This is a genomic window from Streptomyces sp. cg35, assembly GCF_050410835.1.
In the GTDB taxonomy this organism is placed as follows: Bacteria; Actinomycetota; Actinomycetes; order Streptomycetales; family Streptomycetaceae; genus Streptomyces.
On the sequence record NZ_CP191268.1, the window covers coordinates 8,660,496 to 8,677,479 of the forward strand.

Consider the following 16,984-nt stretch of genomic DNA (forward strand, 5'->3'; position numbering starts at 1 on the left):
TCCGAGGTCAGCCGGCCCGTACCCCCTCGATGAACCGCCCGGCCATGTCGAGGCGTTCCTGGAGCGTGGCAGGTGACTGCCCGAGGTCGACGAAGAGTTCGTGCACACCCGCCTCCGCGGCCCGCCGCGCATAGTCGACGTACTGCGTGAGCGTGCCCGACCGGGGCAGCTGCTGCGGATCGGTCGGCGCCTCGGTCAGATGAGGGTTCACCCGCAGCGCCATCCGCAGCTCGGCGGGGTCACGGCCGGCCTTCCTGGCCTCCTCGAGGAGGGACGACCACAGCTGCATGAGGTTCTCCAGCGGCATGGCCACCGGCAGCCAGCCGTCGGCGCGGCGGGCGATACGGCGCAGGCCTGCCGGGGTGAACGCGGCGAGCAGGACGGGAGGCCGGGGCCGCTGCGAGGGCTTCAGCCCGACGACGGTCCGCGGCACGGTGAACAGCGGCCCCGCATGGGCGAATTCGCCACCGGCCCAGTACGCGTCCAGAACGTCGAGGGTCTCGTCGAGCCGTGCGCCCCGGCCCTGCCAGGGCACGCCCACTGCCTCGTACTCGTCGGGCATCCAGCCGAGACCGAGCCCGACATCGAGCCGTCCGCGGGCGAGCAGGTCCAGGGACGTCAGCGCCCGGGCCAGCATCAGCGGCGGAAGCCACAAGCCGTTGAGCGTGCTCGTGCCCAGCCGGACACGGCTGGTGTGAGCCGCGGCGAAGGCAAGACTCGTCAGAGGGTCCAGGTGGTTCTCGTAGGCGCGCGGCATGACGCCGTCGCCGCTCGGGTACGGCGCGCTCGGCGAGCGGGGCGCGAGCACGCGGTCGCCGGTCCACAGCGAGTCGTACCCGAGTTCCTCGGCGGTACGGCTGACCTCGATGACGCCGTCGGGATGGGCGTCGGTGCCGAAAGTCGGAAGGGCAAGACCAAGTCGCATGACACTTCCTCGGTGTGCGCGCGGACACGATGGGCCGCGGTGCGGACAAGTCGTGGGGCGCACTATACGAACGGCCCGCGGATACGTGTCTCCAGGCCGAGTGGCCGAGTGGCCGAGTGGCCGGAACGGAGCGGTCCCGGCGGCGGCCGAGCCCCGACCGGGAAGAATTCTGCCCCCTCACATCGGCCCGGGTGTGCGCGACAATGGCGGACATGAACCCGGTACCCGAGCCCCGTGAACTCGGGGCCTTCCTCAAAGCGCGCCGAGCGCAGCTGACGCCGAGCGAGTGCGGCCTGCCCGACTCGGACACCCCGCGCAAGGTGGCGGGACTGCGCCGTGAGGAGGTCGCCCTGCTCGCGGCGATCAGCGTCGACTACTACACGCGGCTGGAACAGGGACGGGTCCGGGCCTCCGCGTCGGTACTCGCCACTCTGGCCCGCGCCCTGCGTCTCGACGAGGACCAGCAGAAATACCTGTACGACATCGCCGGCCGCGCCGACGCCCGGCCCCGTCGCCGCAGGCCCGCGGAGCGTCCGCGGCCCGCCATGCTCCGCCTGCTCGACCAGCTCACGGAGACCCCCGCGCTCGTCCTCGGCAGGCGCCTGGACGTCCTGGCCTGGAACCCGGCGGCCGCGGCGCTGTACACGGACTTCTCGACGATCCCGGCAGGCCGGCGCAACTACGTGCACCTGCTCTTCACCGACCCCGTCATCCGCGCCATGTACCGGGAGTGGGCGAGCGACGCCCGTGACGCCGTCGCCGCGCTGCGCATGGAGGCGGCGGCCGAGCCCGACGATCCTGAACTGGCTCGGCTCGTCGGTGAGTTGTCCGTCCAGGACGCCGACTTCCGCACCTGGTGGGCCGAGCACCGCGTGGTCACCTCCAGCTACGGAACCAAGCACTACCGGCACCGGCTGGTCGGAGACCTCACCCTCGACTGCGACACCTGGGCCTGCCCCGACGGATCCGGACAGCGCCTGATGGTCCTCACCGCCGAACCGGGCGGCCCGTCGCACGACGCGTTGCGCATCCTCGCCTCCTGGGAGGCCGGGCAACCGGCCACCGGACGGCAGTAGGACCGCACTGCGTGAACTCCAGGTGCGGGCGGCGCCGCGCGTGACGCGCACCTGGAACCGGGGGAGCGGTGTCGCCTCAGCACGATGGCGCGCCCGGTCGCCCGTGGTCCACCGCGGCGAGGTCCTCGACGGGCTCAGGAGCTCGGTAGGGCAGGCACCGCCACGGGACGCAGAACTGTCAGCGACTCTTCCTGGCGAGCCGTCATCGCGAAGGGGAACCTGTCGATTTCCAAGCAGAGATCGACATCGTCCGGGTGGAACCCGCTCCGCAGTCCCCGGGCGAGGTCCGCCGCGGCGCGAGAAGTCCTCGCACGGTGAAGGTACGGGCCGGCCTCGACATCGCCTTCGGCCATGCAACGGCCGATGTATTCGGCGCACGCCAGGTCTTCGTCGGCCCGGCCTTCCTCGCCGGTGACGACGAACGTCACCGGACCGGGGTTCCTGCGCTGCAGGAAGCGTGCGGTCGGGCCGGCCACCACGAAGCTCGCGCACAGGACCAGCGGCGCGTTCGCGACGGCCAGCGCGCCCACCGTTCCTGCTGTCGTCTTCTGCACCAGCGTGCGGCCGGCGACATCGCGTGACCTGAGCAGGCCGGGCGAGTTCACCGCGTCGAAGCCCGGCGCCGGAGCCCCGTCCTTCAGCGCCAGCCAACCCGAGTGGCTGTCCTTCAAGGCAAGTGCTTCGCTCTCCGTGGAGGCGAGAACGATCCTCTCGACGCCACGCGAGAAGGCCCAGGCGGCCACAGTGAAGGCGCGCATGACGTCGACGACGACTGCGACACGGGGGACGCCGGTCAACTCCGGGATGCCGACGAAGTGATGATCCATCGCGCCATTCTGACGCGTGAACGTTTGGATTTGCAGGTCCATTTATGAGGGTCGCATGATGAATGGACCACGCAGTCCAGGCGGCGAGGCAGCACTGCCATGAGTGACGACAGCGAATGGAAAGGGCCGGTGTGATGGGCGGTACTGGTGCACCACGCCTCACCGTCAAAGGAGCCGCCACGCGGCGGCGCATCGTCGAGGGGGCCGCTGTCGAGATCCGGGAGCGAGGGGCATCGGCGACCACCCTCGACGACATCCGCGCCCACACCGCGACCAGCAAGGGGCAGATCTTCCACTACTTCCCCGGCGGAAAGGAGGAACTGCTCCTGGCCGTCGCCGAACTCGAAGCGGAACGGGTGCTGGACGACCAGCAGCCGCACCTCGGCAACCTCGCCCTGCTGGACACCTGGGAGGCGTGGCAGGACTGGCGGGACGCGGTCGTCCGGCGCTACGAACGGCAGGGCGTCAACTGCCCTCTCGGGGCGCTGATGTTCGAACTCGGCCGTACGACGCCCGCCTCGCAGGCCGTGACCGGGCAGCTGCTCGCCCAGTGGCAGGCCGCGCTCCGGGCGGGCGTGCGGCGCATGCAGGACGGCGGCCGGATCGACGCGGAACTCGACGCGGACACTGTGGCCGCCGCGCTGGTCGCCGCCGTGGAGGGAGGCGTCACCATCCTCCTGGCCACCGGGGCCCTCACGCACTTGGAAGCCGCGCTCGACACGACGCTGTCGCTCCTCAGGCCGGGTGCGAGCGCCTCGGGCATGTGAGACGACGTGGCTCCCTCGCCCTTCCGCTTGTGTTCCATGTGCAGGCTCCATGGATCGACGGCTAGGAAAGCCACCCTCTTTCGTCACCGTCTTGACTGGTTACGGGCGGGGAGGGAGACTGATGCCAGTCCAGGCGACAAGCAGGACGCGATCCACGATGTGGAGGATGGTCATGAACAAGGAAGCCACCATGGATGCCGCCGCGGCGGCGCGGCACGCGCGGTTCGGCAAGCTCCCCGAGCGTATCCGCGTCGAGGACATGACCCAGGGCGTGGACACCGAGGCGGAGGCCAAGGCGAACGCTTCGTACAACCCCGAGGGGCAGTGGAAGTACTACTCGTGCCTGGCCCTCGACCTGGGGCTGTAGCCGAATCGAAGAGTCGGGGCATGGGGGCGCCGCAGCCCGGATCGTGTGGCCCCGCGCACGCCTGAGTGCCTGCGACGCCCCACATGTGTGTTCTGTGCCTGCTCCCTGGTGACAGGGGCGACGGCGCTCCAGAAGGCGTGGAGCGGCGCTCGACATGTGAGACGCTCAGACGAATGTTCAATCCAGAACTGCTAGGTTTACCCCCTTCCGAAGCATGGGAACGGCCCTCGGCACACACGCCGACACGTGGCTCGGCGGGGTGGGGATGGACAAGAGTACGTTCGGGCGTCTGTTGCGTGAGGCACGCCAGCGCGCGCTGCTGACGCTGGAAGGCCTCGCCGAGGCCTCCGGGGTCAGCGTCCGGGCCCTCAGCGACATGGAGCGCGGCCACAGCCTGCCGCGCCAGTCGACGCTGAGCGAGGTGATGGACGCGCTCGACGTGGACGAGGACGACCGGCGTCGACTGGTACAGGCGGCCACGCGGCGTACGACGCAGGCCGCGGTACCGCGTCAACTGCCGCCCGATCTCATGGTGTTCCGGGGCCGCGAAGACGCGCTGTCGACGGTGCACGGCATCACCGACCAGGTCACGCCGCGGGGCGGACATGTCGTCATCTCCGCGATCGGCGGCATGGCCGGGATCGGCAAGACGACGCTCGCGCTGCACTGGGCGCACCAGGTCGCGGACCGTTTCCCGGACGGTCAGCTGTACGTGAACCTGCGCGGATTCGAGGCGTCGGAGCAGCCCCTGGATCCCGGCGAGGCGCTCGGCGGATTCCTGCGCGCGTTCGGCGTGCCGAGCAGCGACATACCGGCCGGCACCCACGCCCGCGGTGCCCTGTTCAGGGAGCGGACCGCCACCCGTCGGCTGATCGTCGTGCTGGACAACGCTCGTGACTCGGAGCAGGTCAGGCCCCTGCTGCCCGCCGCCGACGGATGCCTGACCATCGTCACTTCGCGCAATCAGCTCTCCGGACTGGTCGCGGCCGAAGGCGCCTCCGTGATCACCCTCGGCGTGTGGCCACCGCAGGAGGCGCTCGCGGCGCTGGCGGCCAGGATCGGCCAGGAGCGCTGCGCCGCCGAACCCGAGGCCGCAGCCGAACTGGTGGACCTGTGCGGATTCCTGCCGCTCGCGATCGCCGTGGTCGGCGCACAGCTCAGCGCCACGCCGCGGGTACCGCTGAGCCATGCGGTGCGCGAACTGCGGGAGGCCGAGCCGCGCCTGGACGCCCTCTCCACCGACGACCGACGCGTGGACGTCCGCGCCGTCTTCTCCTGGTCCTACCGGTCGCTCACGCCGGCCACGGCCCGGTTCTTCCGCCACCTGTCCGCGCACCCGGGGCCGGCCGTGTCCGCCGAGGCCGCCGCGTCGCTGGCGGGTACGGGGATGACGGCGGCCCGGCGACACCTGCGGGAGCTGACCGCGGCCAGCCTGCTCTCCCGTGACGCCGACGGCCGCTTCGTCCTGCACGACCTGGTGCGGGCCTACGGCGGCGAACTGGCCGACCAGGAAGGCGACGACCGGCTCGGCGCCCAGGCCCGCCTGCTGGACTACCTTCGCCACAACGCCCACACGGCCAACCAGCACGTGTCGAAACTGGAGCCCGTGCCGGTCCTCCCGCTGCTCGACGGCGTGGTCTGCGTCGCGATGGACAACCGTGACGAGGCCCTGGACTGGTTCCGTCAGGAGGAGTCGACCGTCGGACCCGCGGTGCAGTCCCTGGCGGACCCGCGGTTGCTCGCCCTGCGCGGCACCTGCACACGGGAGTGGATCGGCTACAACGAGGTCATGGGACGCTGGGCCGAGGAGATCCCTGCCGCACGCGTCGGACTCGCCGCCGCCCTGGCACTCGACGACCCGGTCGCCACCGTGCGCAGCCGCTCGAACCTGAGCCGCGCGCTGCTGGAGACGGGACACGCGGACGAGGCCGACGCGTCGATCGGCGTGATGCTCGGCGAACTGCACCTGATTCCACCGGCGTCACGCGCCCGTATCGAGTGCGAGATCGGGTTCTTCCGCTGCCGCCAGGGACGCTTCGCCGAGGCCCTGCAGCACCCGCGCAGGGCGCTGGAGCTCTACCGGGAGACCGGTCAGCGCGAAGGGGTGGCGAGCACCCTGAGCAATATCGGCTGGATCCTGGCCCAGCTCGGTGAGTACCGGGAAGCCATCGACACGTGTGAGGAGGCGCTTCCGCTGCTGCGGGAGACCGGGGACCGCCGTTTCGAGGCCGGGGCCCTGGACGCGATCGGCTGCTCCCAGCAGGGGCTGGGCGATCTGGACGCGGCGGTCGCCAGCTACGAGAAGTCACTGGGCATCTTCGCGGACCTGCTCGACCCCTACAGCCAGGTCGGGGTCCTGGACCATCTCGCGTCCGCCCAGCGCGAACTGGGGCACAGCGCACAGGCGCGGGCCAACTGGACGCGAGCCGCCGAGCTGTTGACCACCCTGCGCAGCGCACGCGCCGAGCAGATGTGGGCCAAGGCCGAGGAACTTCCGCTGGACAAGGGGGAGAAGGCCGGTCCGGCCCGCGGGGGCGCGCACGAGCCTTCATGAGGCACGTCCCCTCCGCTCAGTCCAGGGCCCGCAGTGCTCCGGACACCGCGGACTCCAGGAAATCGCGGTCCGCCCATGCGTTTCCCATGACGTGCAGGCCCTGAATGAACGTGGTCAGAAAGCGGGCCAGTTCCACCGGCCTGTGTCCCGCGCCGAGTTCGCCGCGCGCCCGGGCGCGCTCCAACGCGTCGACGAGCACGGATTCCACGGCGGCCATGGTCGACCGCACCTGCTCGACCGTCGCGGGATGGGCGGCGCGCTCGGTCGCCGCGCTGACGAGCAGGCAGCCCCGCTCGGGGTCGGTGACGTCGGCCGCGGCCATCGCGATCAGTGAGCTGCGCAGCGATGCCCGGATGTCCGAGACGGAGTCCAGCCGTTTCGCGAGGTCGTCGACGAGGCCCTCGCAGTAGCGTTTGAGAGCGCGGGCGTAAAGGCCCTCCTTGGAACCGAACGCCGCGTACAGGCTGCCGCTTCCGATGTTCAGCCGGGCCGTCAACTGCGGCAACGGCGTGGCGCTGTACCCCTGCTTGCTGAAGAGACGCATGGCTCGCTCCACTGCGAGGTCCGTGTCGAATCCGCGAGGGCGTGCCATGGTGATGTCCTTTTCGGGGCGGGGTGTGCCCACGACTGTGCCAGTCGTCCAGGCGGGCGGCATGAGTCGACCGACTGCAAGAACCCGGGCCAAGGACGTCAGCCACATGTCAATTGGGGGTCGGGCAGGACGACAGGTATTCCTTCTCTCCCTAATTCATCCCGTGAAGTGACCGTGTGACACCCGACATCACCTGCCCGTGCGGTGATTGTGCCGGAGGGGGGTGGCGCAGTAGTGACCAAATGCTTATGTTGGGAGCCATGTCCAGCCGGGATTCTGCGGCTAGCCTCGACAAACACTGACGGCAACCGTCCGAGGGTGAACATGCAGCTGCATTTGAAGTACCCGCTGGAGCCCGGCAGTGCGCCCCGGCTCGCGGCTGCCGTCGTCGCGGCCGCGTCCGACATCAGCGGCATCGAGTTGGACTACGGCCCCGACAGCATCGCGCTGGTGGAGGACATCGTCGACGGTTTCCGCAGCGATGGCGCCACGTCCGGCGAGATGGCCGAATCGCTCGTCGCCTTCGGCTGCTACGTCGGCGAGATCCTGGTCCGCCACGCATCCGGCACTTGGCGTCACGCCCCGGCCCCGCACCGGGAGTTCCCGCTCGTCGTGGAACTGCCCGGAGCCATTGAATGCGACCCGATCGACTGGGTGTTCCGCCGCCTCGAGCACGGGAGCGACCTCAGTGTCCGCGCCCTGTATGCGGCGGCCGGACGCGACGGCGCACCCGGCCCGAGTCCCTCCGTGGCCGGTGTTCCGGCGCCGCCGACGCATACCTGAATGTTAAAGTTTCACCGCTTCTCGGAGTCGTACGCCTGTCATTTCTGTCGCCCAGAAGCTGACTCGTCCGCAGGGTCGATGGCTCCGCGGACGACACGTGTGTGATGCGAGATCCTGGCTGGGGAGGGCGCGACGTGGGTGCGCACATACCGGGGAACGGCAGCCTGATCGGCCGCGAGCGGGAACGGGAGCTGGTGTCGGAGCTGCTGGCCGCCCGGCCCGACGGCAGCCGCACCCTGCACCTGGGCGGTGATCCGGGCATGGGTAAGACAGCCGTCCTGCGGTTCGCCGCCCACGAAGCGGCGCGGCGCGAGATCCCCGTACTGTCGACCTCCTGGGCCCCCGCCGAACGCGACCTTCAGTACTCTGCCCTGCATGGCCTGCTTCACCCCCGTCTGCCACGGATCGGTCAACTTCCGCAACAGGAAAGCTCGTTGCTGGAGTCGGCGTTGGGGGGCGACCCCGCGGAATCGACGCCGGAGCACGTCGCACGGGCCGCGCTGCGGCTGCTGACCCTGACACCGGGGCCCGTCCTCGCCTGCGTGGACGACTTCGACCGGCTCGACCCGGCCAGCCGCGCCACGATCGGCGCGATGACCCGGCTCTGCGAGCGGACGCAGGTGGCTATGGTCGTCGCGGAGCGGGCCGCTCCCGGGGCCTGGCTGCCGCCCGACGCGCTCAGCGCCACCCTCATGGCACTCCCCGAACCCGCGGCCCGTGAACTCGTCCACCGCTCCAGCCCGGCGGCGACCCACACGGAGACGGAACTCATTCTCGCCGTGGCCCGGGGAAACCCGCTCGCACTCACCGAACTGTCGCTGAGCGGCAGCGGCCTCGGGGACGCGGCCGGCTTCGGCATGCTTCCCGCGACGCCCAAGCTGGCCGAGGCGTACGCGGAGGAACTGGGGGCCCTGTCGGCGGCCGGCCGGGGCGTCCTGCTCACCGCGGCGCTGAGCATCTCGACGGTCCGTCAGGAGATCCTGGCCGCGAGCGCGGGACTGCCGGGCGGTGCGCGCACCGCCCGGACCGGCCTGGCAGAGCTCGCCGAGCGCGGCCTCGTCGACATGAGCGAACAGCACATCCGGTTCCCGCGACCGCTGATCCGCCTCGCGATCCTGCACGCGGAATCGGCCGCACGCCGGATGACCGCCCACGCGGCCCTCGGACGGAGCGTCACGGACCCGGCCCACGCGGCCTGGCACACGGCCCAGTGCGCGGCGGGAACCGACGAGGAACTCGCCAAGCGCCTGGAGACACTGGCCGACAGCCCTTGGGCGGGCACCGACCTGCTGGCGGCGCTCGCCGCACTCGAATGCGCCGCCCGCCTCTCCCCGGACCCCGAACGCCGGGCGGAGCGGCTGCTGCGCGCCGCCGAACTGGCCTGCCACCACGGACTGGCCGAACAGGCCCGTCAGTACGCCCGCGGCATCGACCCCGCCGAACTCGGCGACCTCGGCCACGCCATGCTCCTGTGGCTCCACGACCTGGTGCCGGGCAACAACCCGGTCGGCCGGGAGCGGATCGCGCACCTGTGTTCCACCGCCCGTGCCATCGCCGCGACCCACCCCGTACTCGCGCAGAAACTGCTGCACGCGGCCGCGGGCCGGTGCTGGTGGCAGCAGACCGGCGCCGCCGACCGCCGCCTGGTGGTGCGGACGCTGAAGGACCTGCGCACCCCGCCCTGGGGAGCACGCGAACTCGCCGCCCTGGCGCTGACCGACCCGCTGTCGATCAGCCACGTACCCCTGCGCACCTCGGAGCCGCCCGACCCCGACGAACGGCTCATCCTCGGCCAGGTCGCCCACCTCACCGGCGATCTCGCCCGCGCGGCGCTGTTCCTCGACGAAGCCGAGGCCACCGCGCGCGCCGAGGGCCGCCACGGACGGCTGCCGCACATCCTGGGCGCCCGGGCCCTCGGATCGATCTGGCTCGGCGCCGAATGGCACACCGCCCAGGCGCGGGCCGCCGAGGGCCGGATGATCGCCGCCAGGTTGGAGCACCGCCCCTACGAGGCCAGGGCGATCGGCGCCGAAGGCGTCCTGGCCGCCCTGCAGGGCAGACATGACAAGGCACTTGAGTGCGCCGCCGAGATCGAGGCGGCCTCCCTGCACCTCGGCCAGGGCCAGCACCTGAGCCTCGCCACCCTCGCCCGGGTGCTCACCGCCTCCGGCACCGGACGGTACGCCGAGGCCTACACCCAGCTGCGCTCGTCCTTCACCGAACTGCTGACTCCCTACTCGTTCGAGCAGTTCTGGGGGCTGCCGTTCCTGGTCGAGGCGGCCCTGCCCGCGGGGGAGACGGACGATGCCAGGGCCGTCGTAGCGGAGATCAAGAGCCGGACCCGCACCGGGCGGGCGCCCCTGCTCGCCCGCAGCCTCGCCTACGCCGACGCGGCGCTCGCCCCGGACGACGAGGCGGAGGACCGCTTCCGCGAGGCGCTCGGCGACGGAGCCGACCAATGGCCCCTGCTGTATGCCATGACCCGGTTCAGCCACGGCGTCTGGCTCCGGCGCCGACGCCGCGTCGTCGAGTCACGCGCCCCGCTCACCGAGGCCGAGTCCGTCTTCCGGTCGCTCGGAGCCAAGTCCCGCGCGGAGCTGGCCGCCTCGGAACTGCGGGCGACAGGCCGGCCGGACACCGCCGGCCCCGGGGCCACCGCGGCGGCGCAGATCCTGTCCCCGCAGCAGTTGACCATCGCCCGCCTCGCCGCCCAGGGCCTGACCAACCGAGCCATCGGCGAACGCCTCCACCTGTCCGCCCGCACCGTGGCCTCGCACCTCTACCAGATCTTCCCCAAGCTCAACGTCACGTCGCGGGCACAGCTCGCGGAGAAGACGGACCTGCGCTGAGCTTGCTCACCCGCAACAGTGCCGTGGCGGGACTGTCGGTGATCCATCGGCGACATGTCGGTGGTGGCTGTGACTGTGGGGGCCGTGCTGCCCGGCAAGCCGCCGCAGCCGTCCTCATCAGCAAGGGAGTCCCGCCGCCATGTCGCCCGTATCCTCCGCCCCGCCCTGGAATGTCCATCGGCTGCCGCGTGCCGACGGCCGCGTCTTCCTGGTCACCGGCGGCAACGCCGGCATCGGATACTTCGTCGCGGAGCAGTTGTCGGCAACAGGAGCGACCGTCGTACTCGGCAGCCGGAACCCTACGAAGGCCGAGGCCGCCACGGCCTCGATCCGTGCGCGGGTCGCCGGTGCGCGGGTACGGGCCGTACGGCTGGACCTCGCCGACCTCGCGTCGCTGCGAACGGTGGTGGATTCACTGAAGGTCGAACGCCTCGACGCGGTGGTCCACAACGCCGGCGTCGCCCTCGACGACCCGCCGCGCGAGGAGACCGGGGACGGCCACGAGCTCATGTTCGGCACGAACCACCTCGGACACTTCGCCTTGACCCACTGGCTGATGCCGCTGCTGTCCGCCGCGCCGGCGGCCCGCGTCGTGACCATGGGCAGTTTCGCGGCCAAGTCCGAGCGGCTCGACCTCGACGACCTGCAGTCCCGGCAGGACTACCGTCCCAAGCGGACCTACGGACGCTCCAAGCTGGCCCAGATGCACTTCGGCCTCGCACTCGACCGCCGCCTGCGCGCTGCCGGCAGCGCGGTGCGGAGTGTGGTGGTCCATCCCGGCGGCGCGCTGGACTCCCTCACCCCGTCACGGCCCCCGATCCATGTGCGGCCGACCAGCGCGCGGCTGACCGCGGCACCGGCGGCCCTCCTCGTCCAGGGCAAGCATGCGGGCGCGTGGCCCGCCGTCCGGGCGGTTCTCGACCCGGCCGTGCGCGGAGGCCAACTCTGGGGACCGCGCGTCTTCGGCCTGCGCGGCGAGCCCCGGAACGAGCCGCTGTGGAACCACCTCGCCGACACGTCCGTCGCCGCCCGCTTGTGGGATGCCAGCCGCGACCTGACCGGCGTCGCTCCCGATACCGCCCTTGCATAGCCCGAACGGTCGGGAGGGACGCGAACGGCCCGGCCGAACCGGCCGTGTCAGTCGGTCGGTTCGTCGCGCAGCGCCGCGGCCAGCTGAGATCGGGCCGTCACTCCCAGCCGGGGGAAGATCCGGTACAGATAGGCGCCGATGGTGCGCGGCGACAGCCCGAACTCCGCACCGATCTGACGGTTCGACAGGCCGCGTCCGGCGAGGGTGGCGATGCGCAGTTCCTGCGCGCTGAGCAGATCCCTTGCCGGCACCGGCCGGGGCTCGGCCGAGGTGATCGCCACCGCCCGCTCCCCGGAGGCCCGCAGTTCCTCGGTGATCCGGGCGACCCGGGCCTCGGCACCCATCATGGCGAAGGTGGCCGCCGCATGGCGCAGGGTGACGCGGGAATCGGTGAACTCGTGCCGCCGCCGCAGCCAGCGCCCGTGGGCCAGGCGCAGGGAGGCCTCCGCGAAGTGGTGCTCGGACAGGTCCATGGCGAAGGCCCGCTCGTACAGTGACGCTCCGTCCCGGTCGTGCGCCAGGACGGCCTGGGCCACGGCGAGTCCGACCGCGACGATCGGGGCGTGCTCGGGGCCCAGCTCCCGCGCGAGCTGCCGAAGCCTTTCGCGTGCCTCGTCCGCCGCGTTCGCGGCCGCGGCCGCCTCCGCGTACGGCACGAGGGCGAAGAGCGCCGCGGTGCAGTGCCCCGGTGTGGCCAGCAACCGCCAGAGCATGGCGTAGCCGGTGGCGAAGTCGCCGCTCTCCACGTGCGCCCAGCCGATCCCGACGGCGATGATCTCGTCCACCCGGGCCACGGACCGTTCGGCGACGTCGAGTTCACGGGCGTCGGCCGCAAGGGGGACGGTGCCGGTGCGCAGACCCCGTGTGAGGCGTTCGAGGAGCCCGGCAGCGGTCATGTGGTGGTCCCGGCCGTGCTCCTCGGCGTTCTCACCGCTCTGCCGGAAGGCCCGTTCGGCCTGCCCCCAGTCGCCGGTCACCAGATGCGCCAGGCCCTGCCGGACGAGAACGCTCGGCATCCGGTCGTGCAATTCATGGAAGAGGCAGCGACGCTCCGCCTGCCGGTACAGGTCCAGGGCCCGCAGGGGAGCCCCGGCCAGCAGGGCCGCTTCGCCCAGACGCTCCAGGTGCTGTACGGGCAGGTTGCCTCGCTCACCGAACGCGGGCAGGCGTTCGATGACGGCCGTGGCCCGGCGCAGTGGGGCAGCCGTGGCCGTGGCGTACAGCAGCCGAGGGTCGTCCGCCCGGTCCGGCAGCCGGTCGAGAAAGCCGAGGAGCGAGTTCACGCGCTGGGTGTCCCTGATGACGGCCGGAGCCACCAACTGGGCCAGCTCCAGCGCACTCTCCTGCTCGTCGGCGTCGACCGGCGCCGGCCAGGTCTCGGGGTCCGTCGACCGTGCCGGGGCGCCGCCTCCCGGCCGCGTCAGCGTCTCGGCCCAGAGAGTGCCCAGCGGCCCCAGCGGATGACGCAGCGCGCGGTGCGCAAGTGTCCGCGCCCTGCGCACCCAGCCCGTGCCGTACGCGAGTTGGGCCGCCCGCAGGAGGCAGCGCCCCTGATCCTCGGGCCTGCTGTGCAGGTCGGCCGCGCGCCGCAGCAGCCGCACGGCCGTGGCCGTCTCGTTCTGTCGCAGCGCGGTGTGGTGCACGTCCTCGAGGCGGCCGGCGAGGTCCGGGTCGGGCCCCTGGACCGCCTGGGAGAGATGCCACATCTGCCGGACGGAGCCCTGCTTGAGTTCGGCGGCCAGGGCCGCGTGCGCGGAGCGGCAGCGTCGGGGGCCGGTGCCGTGGACCACGGCACCGGCTGTGGCGGGGTGGCTGAAGAGCAGCCGCATGCCGTCGAACATCACGATGCCCTGGCGCTCGGCGGGTTCCACGGCGGCGAAGTCCAGCGCGCCGCCCGCCAGTCGCGCAGCGGCCGCCAGCAGGACCGGGATGTCCGCCGTTGGGTGGAGGGCCGCCACCAGCAGCAGATCGCGGGTCCCCGCGGGAAGGTGGACGGCTCCGGGGGCGAGGGCGGAGGCCAGCCGGTCGGACGAGGCGGGCAGGTGGGGGAGGGAGCCGTCGATCCTGGTGGGGAGTTCGAGGAGTGCCAAAGGGTTGCCGGCCGCGGTGGCGAGCAGCTCGCGCACGGCCTGGGGATCGTTGCCCGGGCGCCTCATCGCGAGCAGGGCGGCGGACTGGGCCGGCGCCAGCGGGTGGAGCGGCAGCTCCGGCGGGCCCTCCGGTGAGACCGGGCGGGTGTGCGACGGCCGTGAGGTCATCAACAGACCCAGAGGACGGCCCGCGGTCCTTCGAGCTACGAACGACAGGACATCCCTGGTCGGTCCGTCCAGCGCGTCCCAGTCGTCGACGGCGACCAGCAGCGGCCGCGCGGCGCTGACCGCTTCCAGGACGCCGAGCACGGTGTAGGGCAGCCGTGCCCGGTCCGTTTCCGCGGGCGCCCCGTCGACCAGGAGTGCCTCCAGCGCCTGGAACTGCCGGTCGTTCAGGGGCCGACGCGCGTCCCCCAGGATCGGCCAGAGGATCTGGAGCAGCCCGGCGAGCTCGGGGGGCCGGGTGCCGCGGACGCCGTCGCACCGCAGGACCCGCACTCCGGCGGCCACGGCCAGTTCGACGCCGACGTCCAGGAACTCCGACTTCCCCGATCCCGCGACACCGCTCACGACCAGCGCGGCTCCGTCGGTCCGGGCGTCGTGCACGAACGCGCGCAGTGCGTCCAGTTCGGCATCGCGCCCGATGAGTACGGAAGCGGCCACAGGCTCGTTCGGTACAACGGTGCCGGGCGGCGGCGTGTGGTGGCCGAATTCGTCGGCCGAAGGGGCGGCGATCTCGGCCCGCGTGTTCATGGGTACCCCCGTTCTCGGCCGTCGAGCGTTCCCGTGCGAACCAGGGGCCCTCCTGCCTGGTCCCCATCCCACCGGACACACGGCCGCCGTAACAGGCAGTTCGCATGCAGCTTGGTTCCCGCCGGACTCGCAGGATGCGCCAGGGGCGGACGGCATGGGCATGCCGCGGCCATCGCGGCGCCCCAAATCGCCTGCACGACGTCACTCTTGAAGGAGAACGGTCAATAGCGAACCGCGGGCGCCCAGTACCGCAAAGAGATGCGTCTCATGGCGGGGATTCCTTGTTCATGGTTGTCATGAATGACGCTGGAAGAATCGTTCCGGCGGGAGACTCCTCCGCGGCTCCACCGGAGGACGGGCCCGCAGACTCCTCGCAGACGCCGATCTACGACGCGCTCCTCGCTGAATGGAAGGAGCAGCGCAAGACCCTGCCCGCGGAAGCCGTCGCGCAGCGGCCGGGAGAGGCGGAACCGCCGGGCTCGCGGCGGCAGGCGTGGCGTATCGCTTCGTGACAGGAGTTGATCGGCGGACTGCCGCGTGATGATCGGCACAGACCTGCGGATCGCTCCATGACCAGGGTGTCTCAGCTCGTGCGGTCGGCCCCGGCGAGCGTCTGCGTCGACACTCCGGCGGGCGGGGCCGGGTCGATCCGTACGGTCGCCGCCCGCGCAGCGGTGCTCGCGACGAGAGCTGAGGCCGCCGACCCGTACTTGGCACGGTAGGCGGCCTCGATGGCGGCGACGGGCCCGGCCTCATCGGTCCGCAGGAGCACGTCGCGGGTGACCGTACCCACCCGGATCCGGCCGTGCCCGTGCTCGTGCGCCGCCCGGTACCAGCCCGAACCGACGCCCCGGAACGCGCGTACGTACAACTGCCCGTGGACCAGGACCATGCCGGTCTCCACGCCGGGGTGTCCGACGTCCCCGGCGGTCAGGACGAGGGAATCGGTTCGGCCGAGCAGGGCGAGGTCTGCGGGTGTCCAGGGGGCCATCAGGTCGGTTCCTCCGGTCTGCCGGTGCCCGGCGTATCGATGACGCCAGTCTCGCCGCAGCAGACACCCATGCGGAACACGTGTGAGGGGGAAGGTTCTTTCCCAGGCAGAAACCTGTCTCTTTTCCCTCCCTGGATCCAAGGCGATCGTAGAGACGTTCCCGGACACACAGCCGAAGGAACGAACCACCGGAACCGGACCCGGTTCCGGCCCGAACGCCCCACGGATTCCCGAGGAGACCTCCATGTCCCAGACCAGCGTCACCTTCGACAGCGCCGGCATCCGGATCGCCGCGCACCTCTACACCCCCGACACCCCGGAGGCGGGACCGCGCCCGGCGCTCGTGGTCGGTCACCCCGGCACCAGCGTGAAGGAGCAGACCTCGGGCACCTACGCGCGGCGGATGGCGGAGCGCGGATTCGTCGCCCTCGCCTTCGACGCCGCGTACCAGGGCGAGTCCGGCGGGCTGCCCCGCGGGCTGGAGGACCCCGCCCAGCGTGTGGAGGACTTCAAGGCGGCCGTCTCCTACCTCGGCACCCGCGCCGACGTCGACGCCGACCGCATCGGCCTGCTGGGCATCTGTGCCTCCGGCGGCTACTCGCTGTCCGCCACCGGCGGGGACCACCGCGTGAAGGCCGTCGCCACTGTCAGCGGTGTCGACGTCGCCCGCCAGTTCCGGCTCGGCGCCGACGGCACCCAGGACCCGGCCGTCTTCCGGACCCTGCTCGACGCCGCCGCCCGGGCCCGCACCGCTGCGGCCCGTGGCGAGGACCCCGGCGTGATGACCATGTTCCCCGAGACCGCGGAACAGGCCGGCGCGCTCGGTGGCGAGCACGGGATCGAGGGATTCGAGTACTACTGCACCCCGCGCGGCGAGCACGAGCGCTCGGCCAAGTTCCTCGCCTGGGAGAGCCTCGACAAGCTCGCCTTCTTCGACGCCTTCCACGCCGTCCCGCTGATCGGCCCCCGCCCTCTGCTGCAGATCGTCGGGACCCGCGCCGTCACGTCCTGGATGGCCGTCGACGTCCACCAGCGTGCCACCGGCCCGAAGGAACTCCACTGGATCGAGGGCGCCAGCCACGTCGACCTCTACGACAAGAAGGATGCCATCGACCTCGCCGTCGACAAGCTCGCCGACTTCTACACCGAGCACCTCGCCCAGGAGCTCTGATTCATCGACCGCGTCGGGGTCAGCGGATGTGCGGACGGCAGCGCCGTAGTTCGGGGGCCGGTCTGCCGGTCACGAGTTCGTCCGCGACGAGCCGTCCGACGGTGGGTGCCAAGGGGATGGCGGAGTGCATGACTGCGACGTAGGCGGAG

13 protein-coding genes are annotated in these 16,984 nt (G+C 71.7%); 8 read left to right on the forward strand and 5 right to left on the reverse strand.

What is annotated here, in order from left to right; translation table 11 throughout:
- Positions 1-7: 7 nt before the first annotated feature.
- Entirely contained in the window at positions 8-925 is a 918-nt protein-coding gene (locus tag ACQUQD_RS39920; protein ID WP_428957132.1) for a TIGR03619 family F420-dependent LLM class oxidoreductase, read from the reverse strand.
- Positions 926-1,137: 212 nt separating this feature from the next.
- Here ACQUQD_RS39920 and ACQUQD_RS39925 point away from each other — a divergent pair, with 212 nt between their 5' ends.
- A complete protein-coding gene (locus tag ACQUQD_RS39925) occupies positions 1,138-2,001 on the forward strand; it encodes a helix-turn-helix domain-containing protein (protein WP_428957133.1) in 864 nt (287 codons plus the stop codon).
- Positions 2,002-2,135: 134 nt separating this feature from the next.
- Here ACQUQD_RS39925 and ACQUQD_RS39930 read toward each other — a convergent pair whose 3' ends face one another.
- Entirely contained in the window at positions 2,136-2,828 is a 693-nt protein-coding gene (locus ACQUQD_RS39930) for a 2-phosphosulfolactate phosphatase (protein ID WP_428957772.1), read from the reverse strand.
- 134 nt (positions 2,829-2,962) lie between these two features.
- Here ACQUQD_RS39930 and ACQUQD_RS39935 point away from each other — a divergent pair, with 134 nt between their 5' ends.
- The 3 genes from ACQUQD_RS39935 to ACQUQD_RS39945 all read left to right on the forward strand — a co-directional run bounded on the left by ACQUQD_RS39935 (position 2,963) and on the right by ACQUQD_RS39945 (position 6,516).
- Positions 2,963-3,595 carry a TetR/AcrR family transcriptional regulator gene (locus ACQUQD_RS39935; protein ID WP_428957134.1) on the forward strand — a complete coding sequence of 211 codons (633 nt, stop codon included), beginning with the start codon at positions 2,963-2,965 and terminating at the stop codon, positions 3,593-3,595.
- Positions 3,596-3,767: 172 nt separating this feature from the next.
- Positions 3,768-3,962, forward strand: a complete 195-nt coding sequence (locus ACQUQD_RS39940; RefSeq protein WP_428957135.1) for a hypothetical protein — start codon at positions 3,768-3,770, stop codon at positions 3,960-3,962.
- A gap of 265 nt (positions 3,963-4,227) precedes the next feature.
- A complete protein-coding gene (locus ACQUQD_RS39945; RefSeq protein WP_428957136.1) occupies positions 4,228-6,516 on the forward strand; it encodes an ATP-binding protein in 2,289 nt (762 codons plus the stop codon).
- Positions 6,517-6,532: 16 nt separating this feature from the next.
- Here the strand turns inward: ACQUQD_RS39945 and ACQUQD_RS39950 are convergent, their stop codons facing one another.
- Entirely contained in the window at positions 6,533-7,108 is a 576-nt protein-coding gene (locus ACQUQD_RS39950) for a TetR/AcrR family transcriptional regulator (protein WP_428957137.1), read from the reverse strand.
- Positions 7,109-7,432: 324 nt separating this feature from the next.
- Between ACQUQD_RS39950 and ACQUQD_RS39955 the strand changes: the two genes are divergently transcribed.
- From ACQUQD_RS39955 to ACQUQD_RS39965, 3 genes are all read left to right on the forward strand, one after another.
- Positions 7,433-7,891 (forward strand): hypothetical protein, encoded by a 459-nt coding sequence (locus ACQUQD_RS39955; RefSeq protein WP_428957138.1) that lies wholly within the window; start codon positions 7,433-7,435, stop codon positions 7,889-7,891.
- Positions 7,892-8,025: 134 nt separating this feature from the next.
- On the forward strand, positions 8,026-10,740 hold the full coding sequence (locus ACQUQD_RS39960; protein WP_428957139.1) for an AAA family ATPase: 2,715 nt from the start codon (positions 8,026-8,028) through the stop codon (positions 10,738-10,740).
- 139 nt (positions 10,741-10,879) lie between these two features.
- Positions 10,880-11,830 (forward strand): SDR family NAD(P)-dependent oxidoreductase, encoded by a 951-nt coding sequence (locus ACQUQD_RS39965; RefSeq protein ID WP_428957140.1) that lies wholly within the window; start codon positions 10,880-10,882, stop codon positions 11,828-11,830.
- Positions 11,831-11,877: 47 nt separating this feature from the next.
- Here the strand turns inward: ACQUQD_RS39965 and ACQUQD_RS39970 are convergent, their stop codons facing one another.
- Both ACQUQD_RS39970 and ACQUQD_RS39975 read right to left on the reverse strand, forming a co-directional pair.
- The gene (locus ACQUQD_RS39970; RefSeq protein WP_428957141.1) at positions 11,878-14,673 is read right to left on the reverse strand and encodes an AAA family ATPase; all 2,796 of its coding nucleotides are present in this window, start codon (positions 14,671-14,673) and stop codon (positions 11,878-11,880) included.
- Positions 14,674-15,256: 583 nt separating this feature from the next.
- On the reverse strand, positions 15,257-15,664 hold the full coding sequence (locus tag ACQUQD_RS39975) for a DUF2255 family protein (protein WP_428957142.1): 408 nt from the start codon (positions 15,662-15,664) through the stop codon (positions 15,257-15,259).
- A 244-nt stretch (positions 15,665-15,908) separates the two neighbouring features.
- Here ACQUQD_RS39975 and ACQUQD_RS39980 point away from each other — a divergent pair, with 244 nt between their 5' ends.
- The gene (locus tag ACQUQD_RS39980; RefSeq protein ID WP_428957143.1) at positions 15,909-16,835 is read left to right on the forward strand and encodes an alpha/beta hydrolase; all 927 of its coding nucleotides are present in this window, start codon (positions 15,909-15,911) and stop codon (positions 16,833-16,835) included.
- The last annotated feature ends 149 nt before the right edge of the window (positions 16,836-16,984 follow it).

Excerpts from the sequence above, each read along its gene's own strand:
- ACQUQD_RS39920 (WP_428957132.1), bottom strand. The coding sequence starts at position 925 with ATGCGACTTGGTCTTGCCCTTCCGACTTTCGGCACCGACGCCCATCCC.
- ACQUQD_RS39925 (WP_428957133.1), top strand. The coding sequence starts at position 1,138 with ATGAACCCGGTACCCGAGCCCCGTGAACTCGGGGCCTTCCTCAAAGCG.
- ACQUQD_RS39930 (WP_428957772.1), bottom strand. The coding sequence starts at position 2,828 with ATGGATCATCACTTCGTCGGCATCCCGGAGTTGACCGGCGTCCCCCGT.
- ACQUQD_RS39935 (WP_428957134.1), top strand. The coding sequence starts at position 2,963 with ATGGGCGGTACTGGTGCACCACGCCTCACCGTCAAAGGAGCCGCCACG.
- ACQUQD_RS39940 (WP_428957135.1), top strand. The coding sequence starts at position 3,768 with ATGAACAAGGAAGCCACCATGGATGCCGCCGCGGCGGCGCGGCACGCG.
- ACQUQD_RS39945 (WP_428957136.1), top strand. The coding sequence starts at position 4,228 with ATGGACAAGAGTACGTTCGGGCGTCTGTTGCGTGAGGCACGCCAGCGC.
- ACQUQD_RS39950 (WP_428957137.1), bottom strand. The coding sequence starts at position 7,108 with ATGGCACGCCCTCGCGGATTCGACACGGACCTCGCAGTGGAGCGAGCC.
- ACQUQD_RS39955 (WP_428957138.1), top strand. The coding sequence starts at position 7,433 with ATGCAGCTGCATTTGAAGTACCCGCTGGAGCCCGGCAGTGCGCCCCGG.
- ACQUQD_RS39965 (WP_428957140.1), top strand. The coding sequence starts at position 10,880 with ATGTCGCCCGTATCCTCCGCCCCGCCCTGGAATGTCCATCGGCTGCCG.
- ACQUQD_RS39970 (WP_428957141.1), bottom strand. The coding sequence starts at position 14,673 with ATGAACACGCGGGCCGAGATCGCCGCCCCTTCGGCCGACGAATTCGGC.
- ACQUQD_RS39975 (WP_428957142.1), bottom strand. The coding sequence starts at position 15,664 with ATGGCCCCCTGGACACCCGCAGACCTCGCCCTGCTCGGCCGAACCGAT.
- ACQUQD_RS39980 (WP_428957143.1), top strand. The coding sequence starts at position 15,909 with ATGTCCCAGACCAGCGTCACCTTCGACAGCGCCGGCATCCGGATCGCC.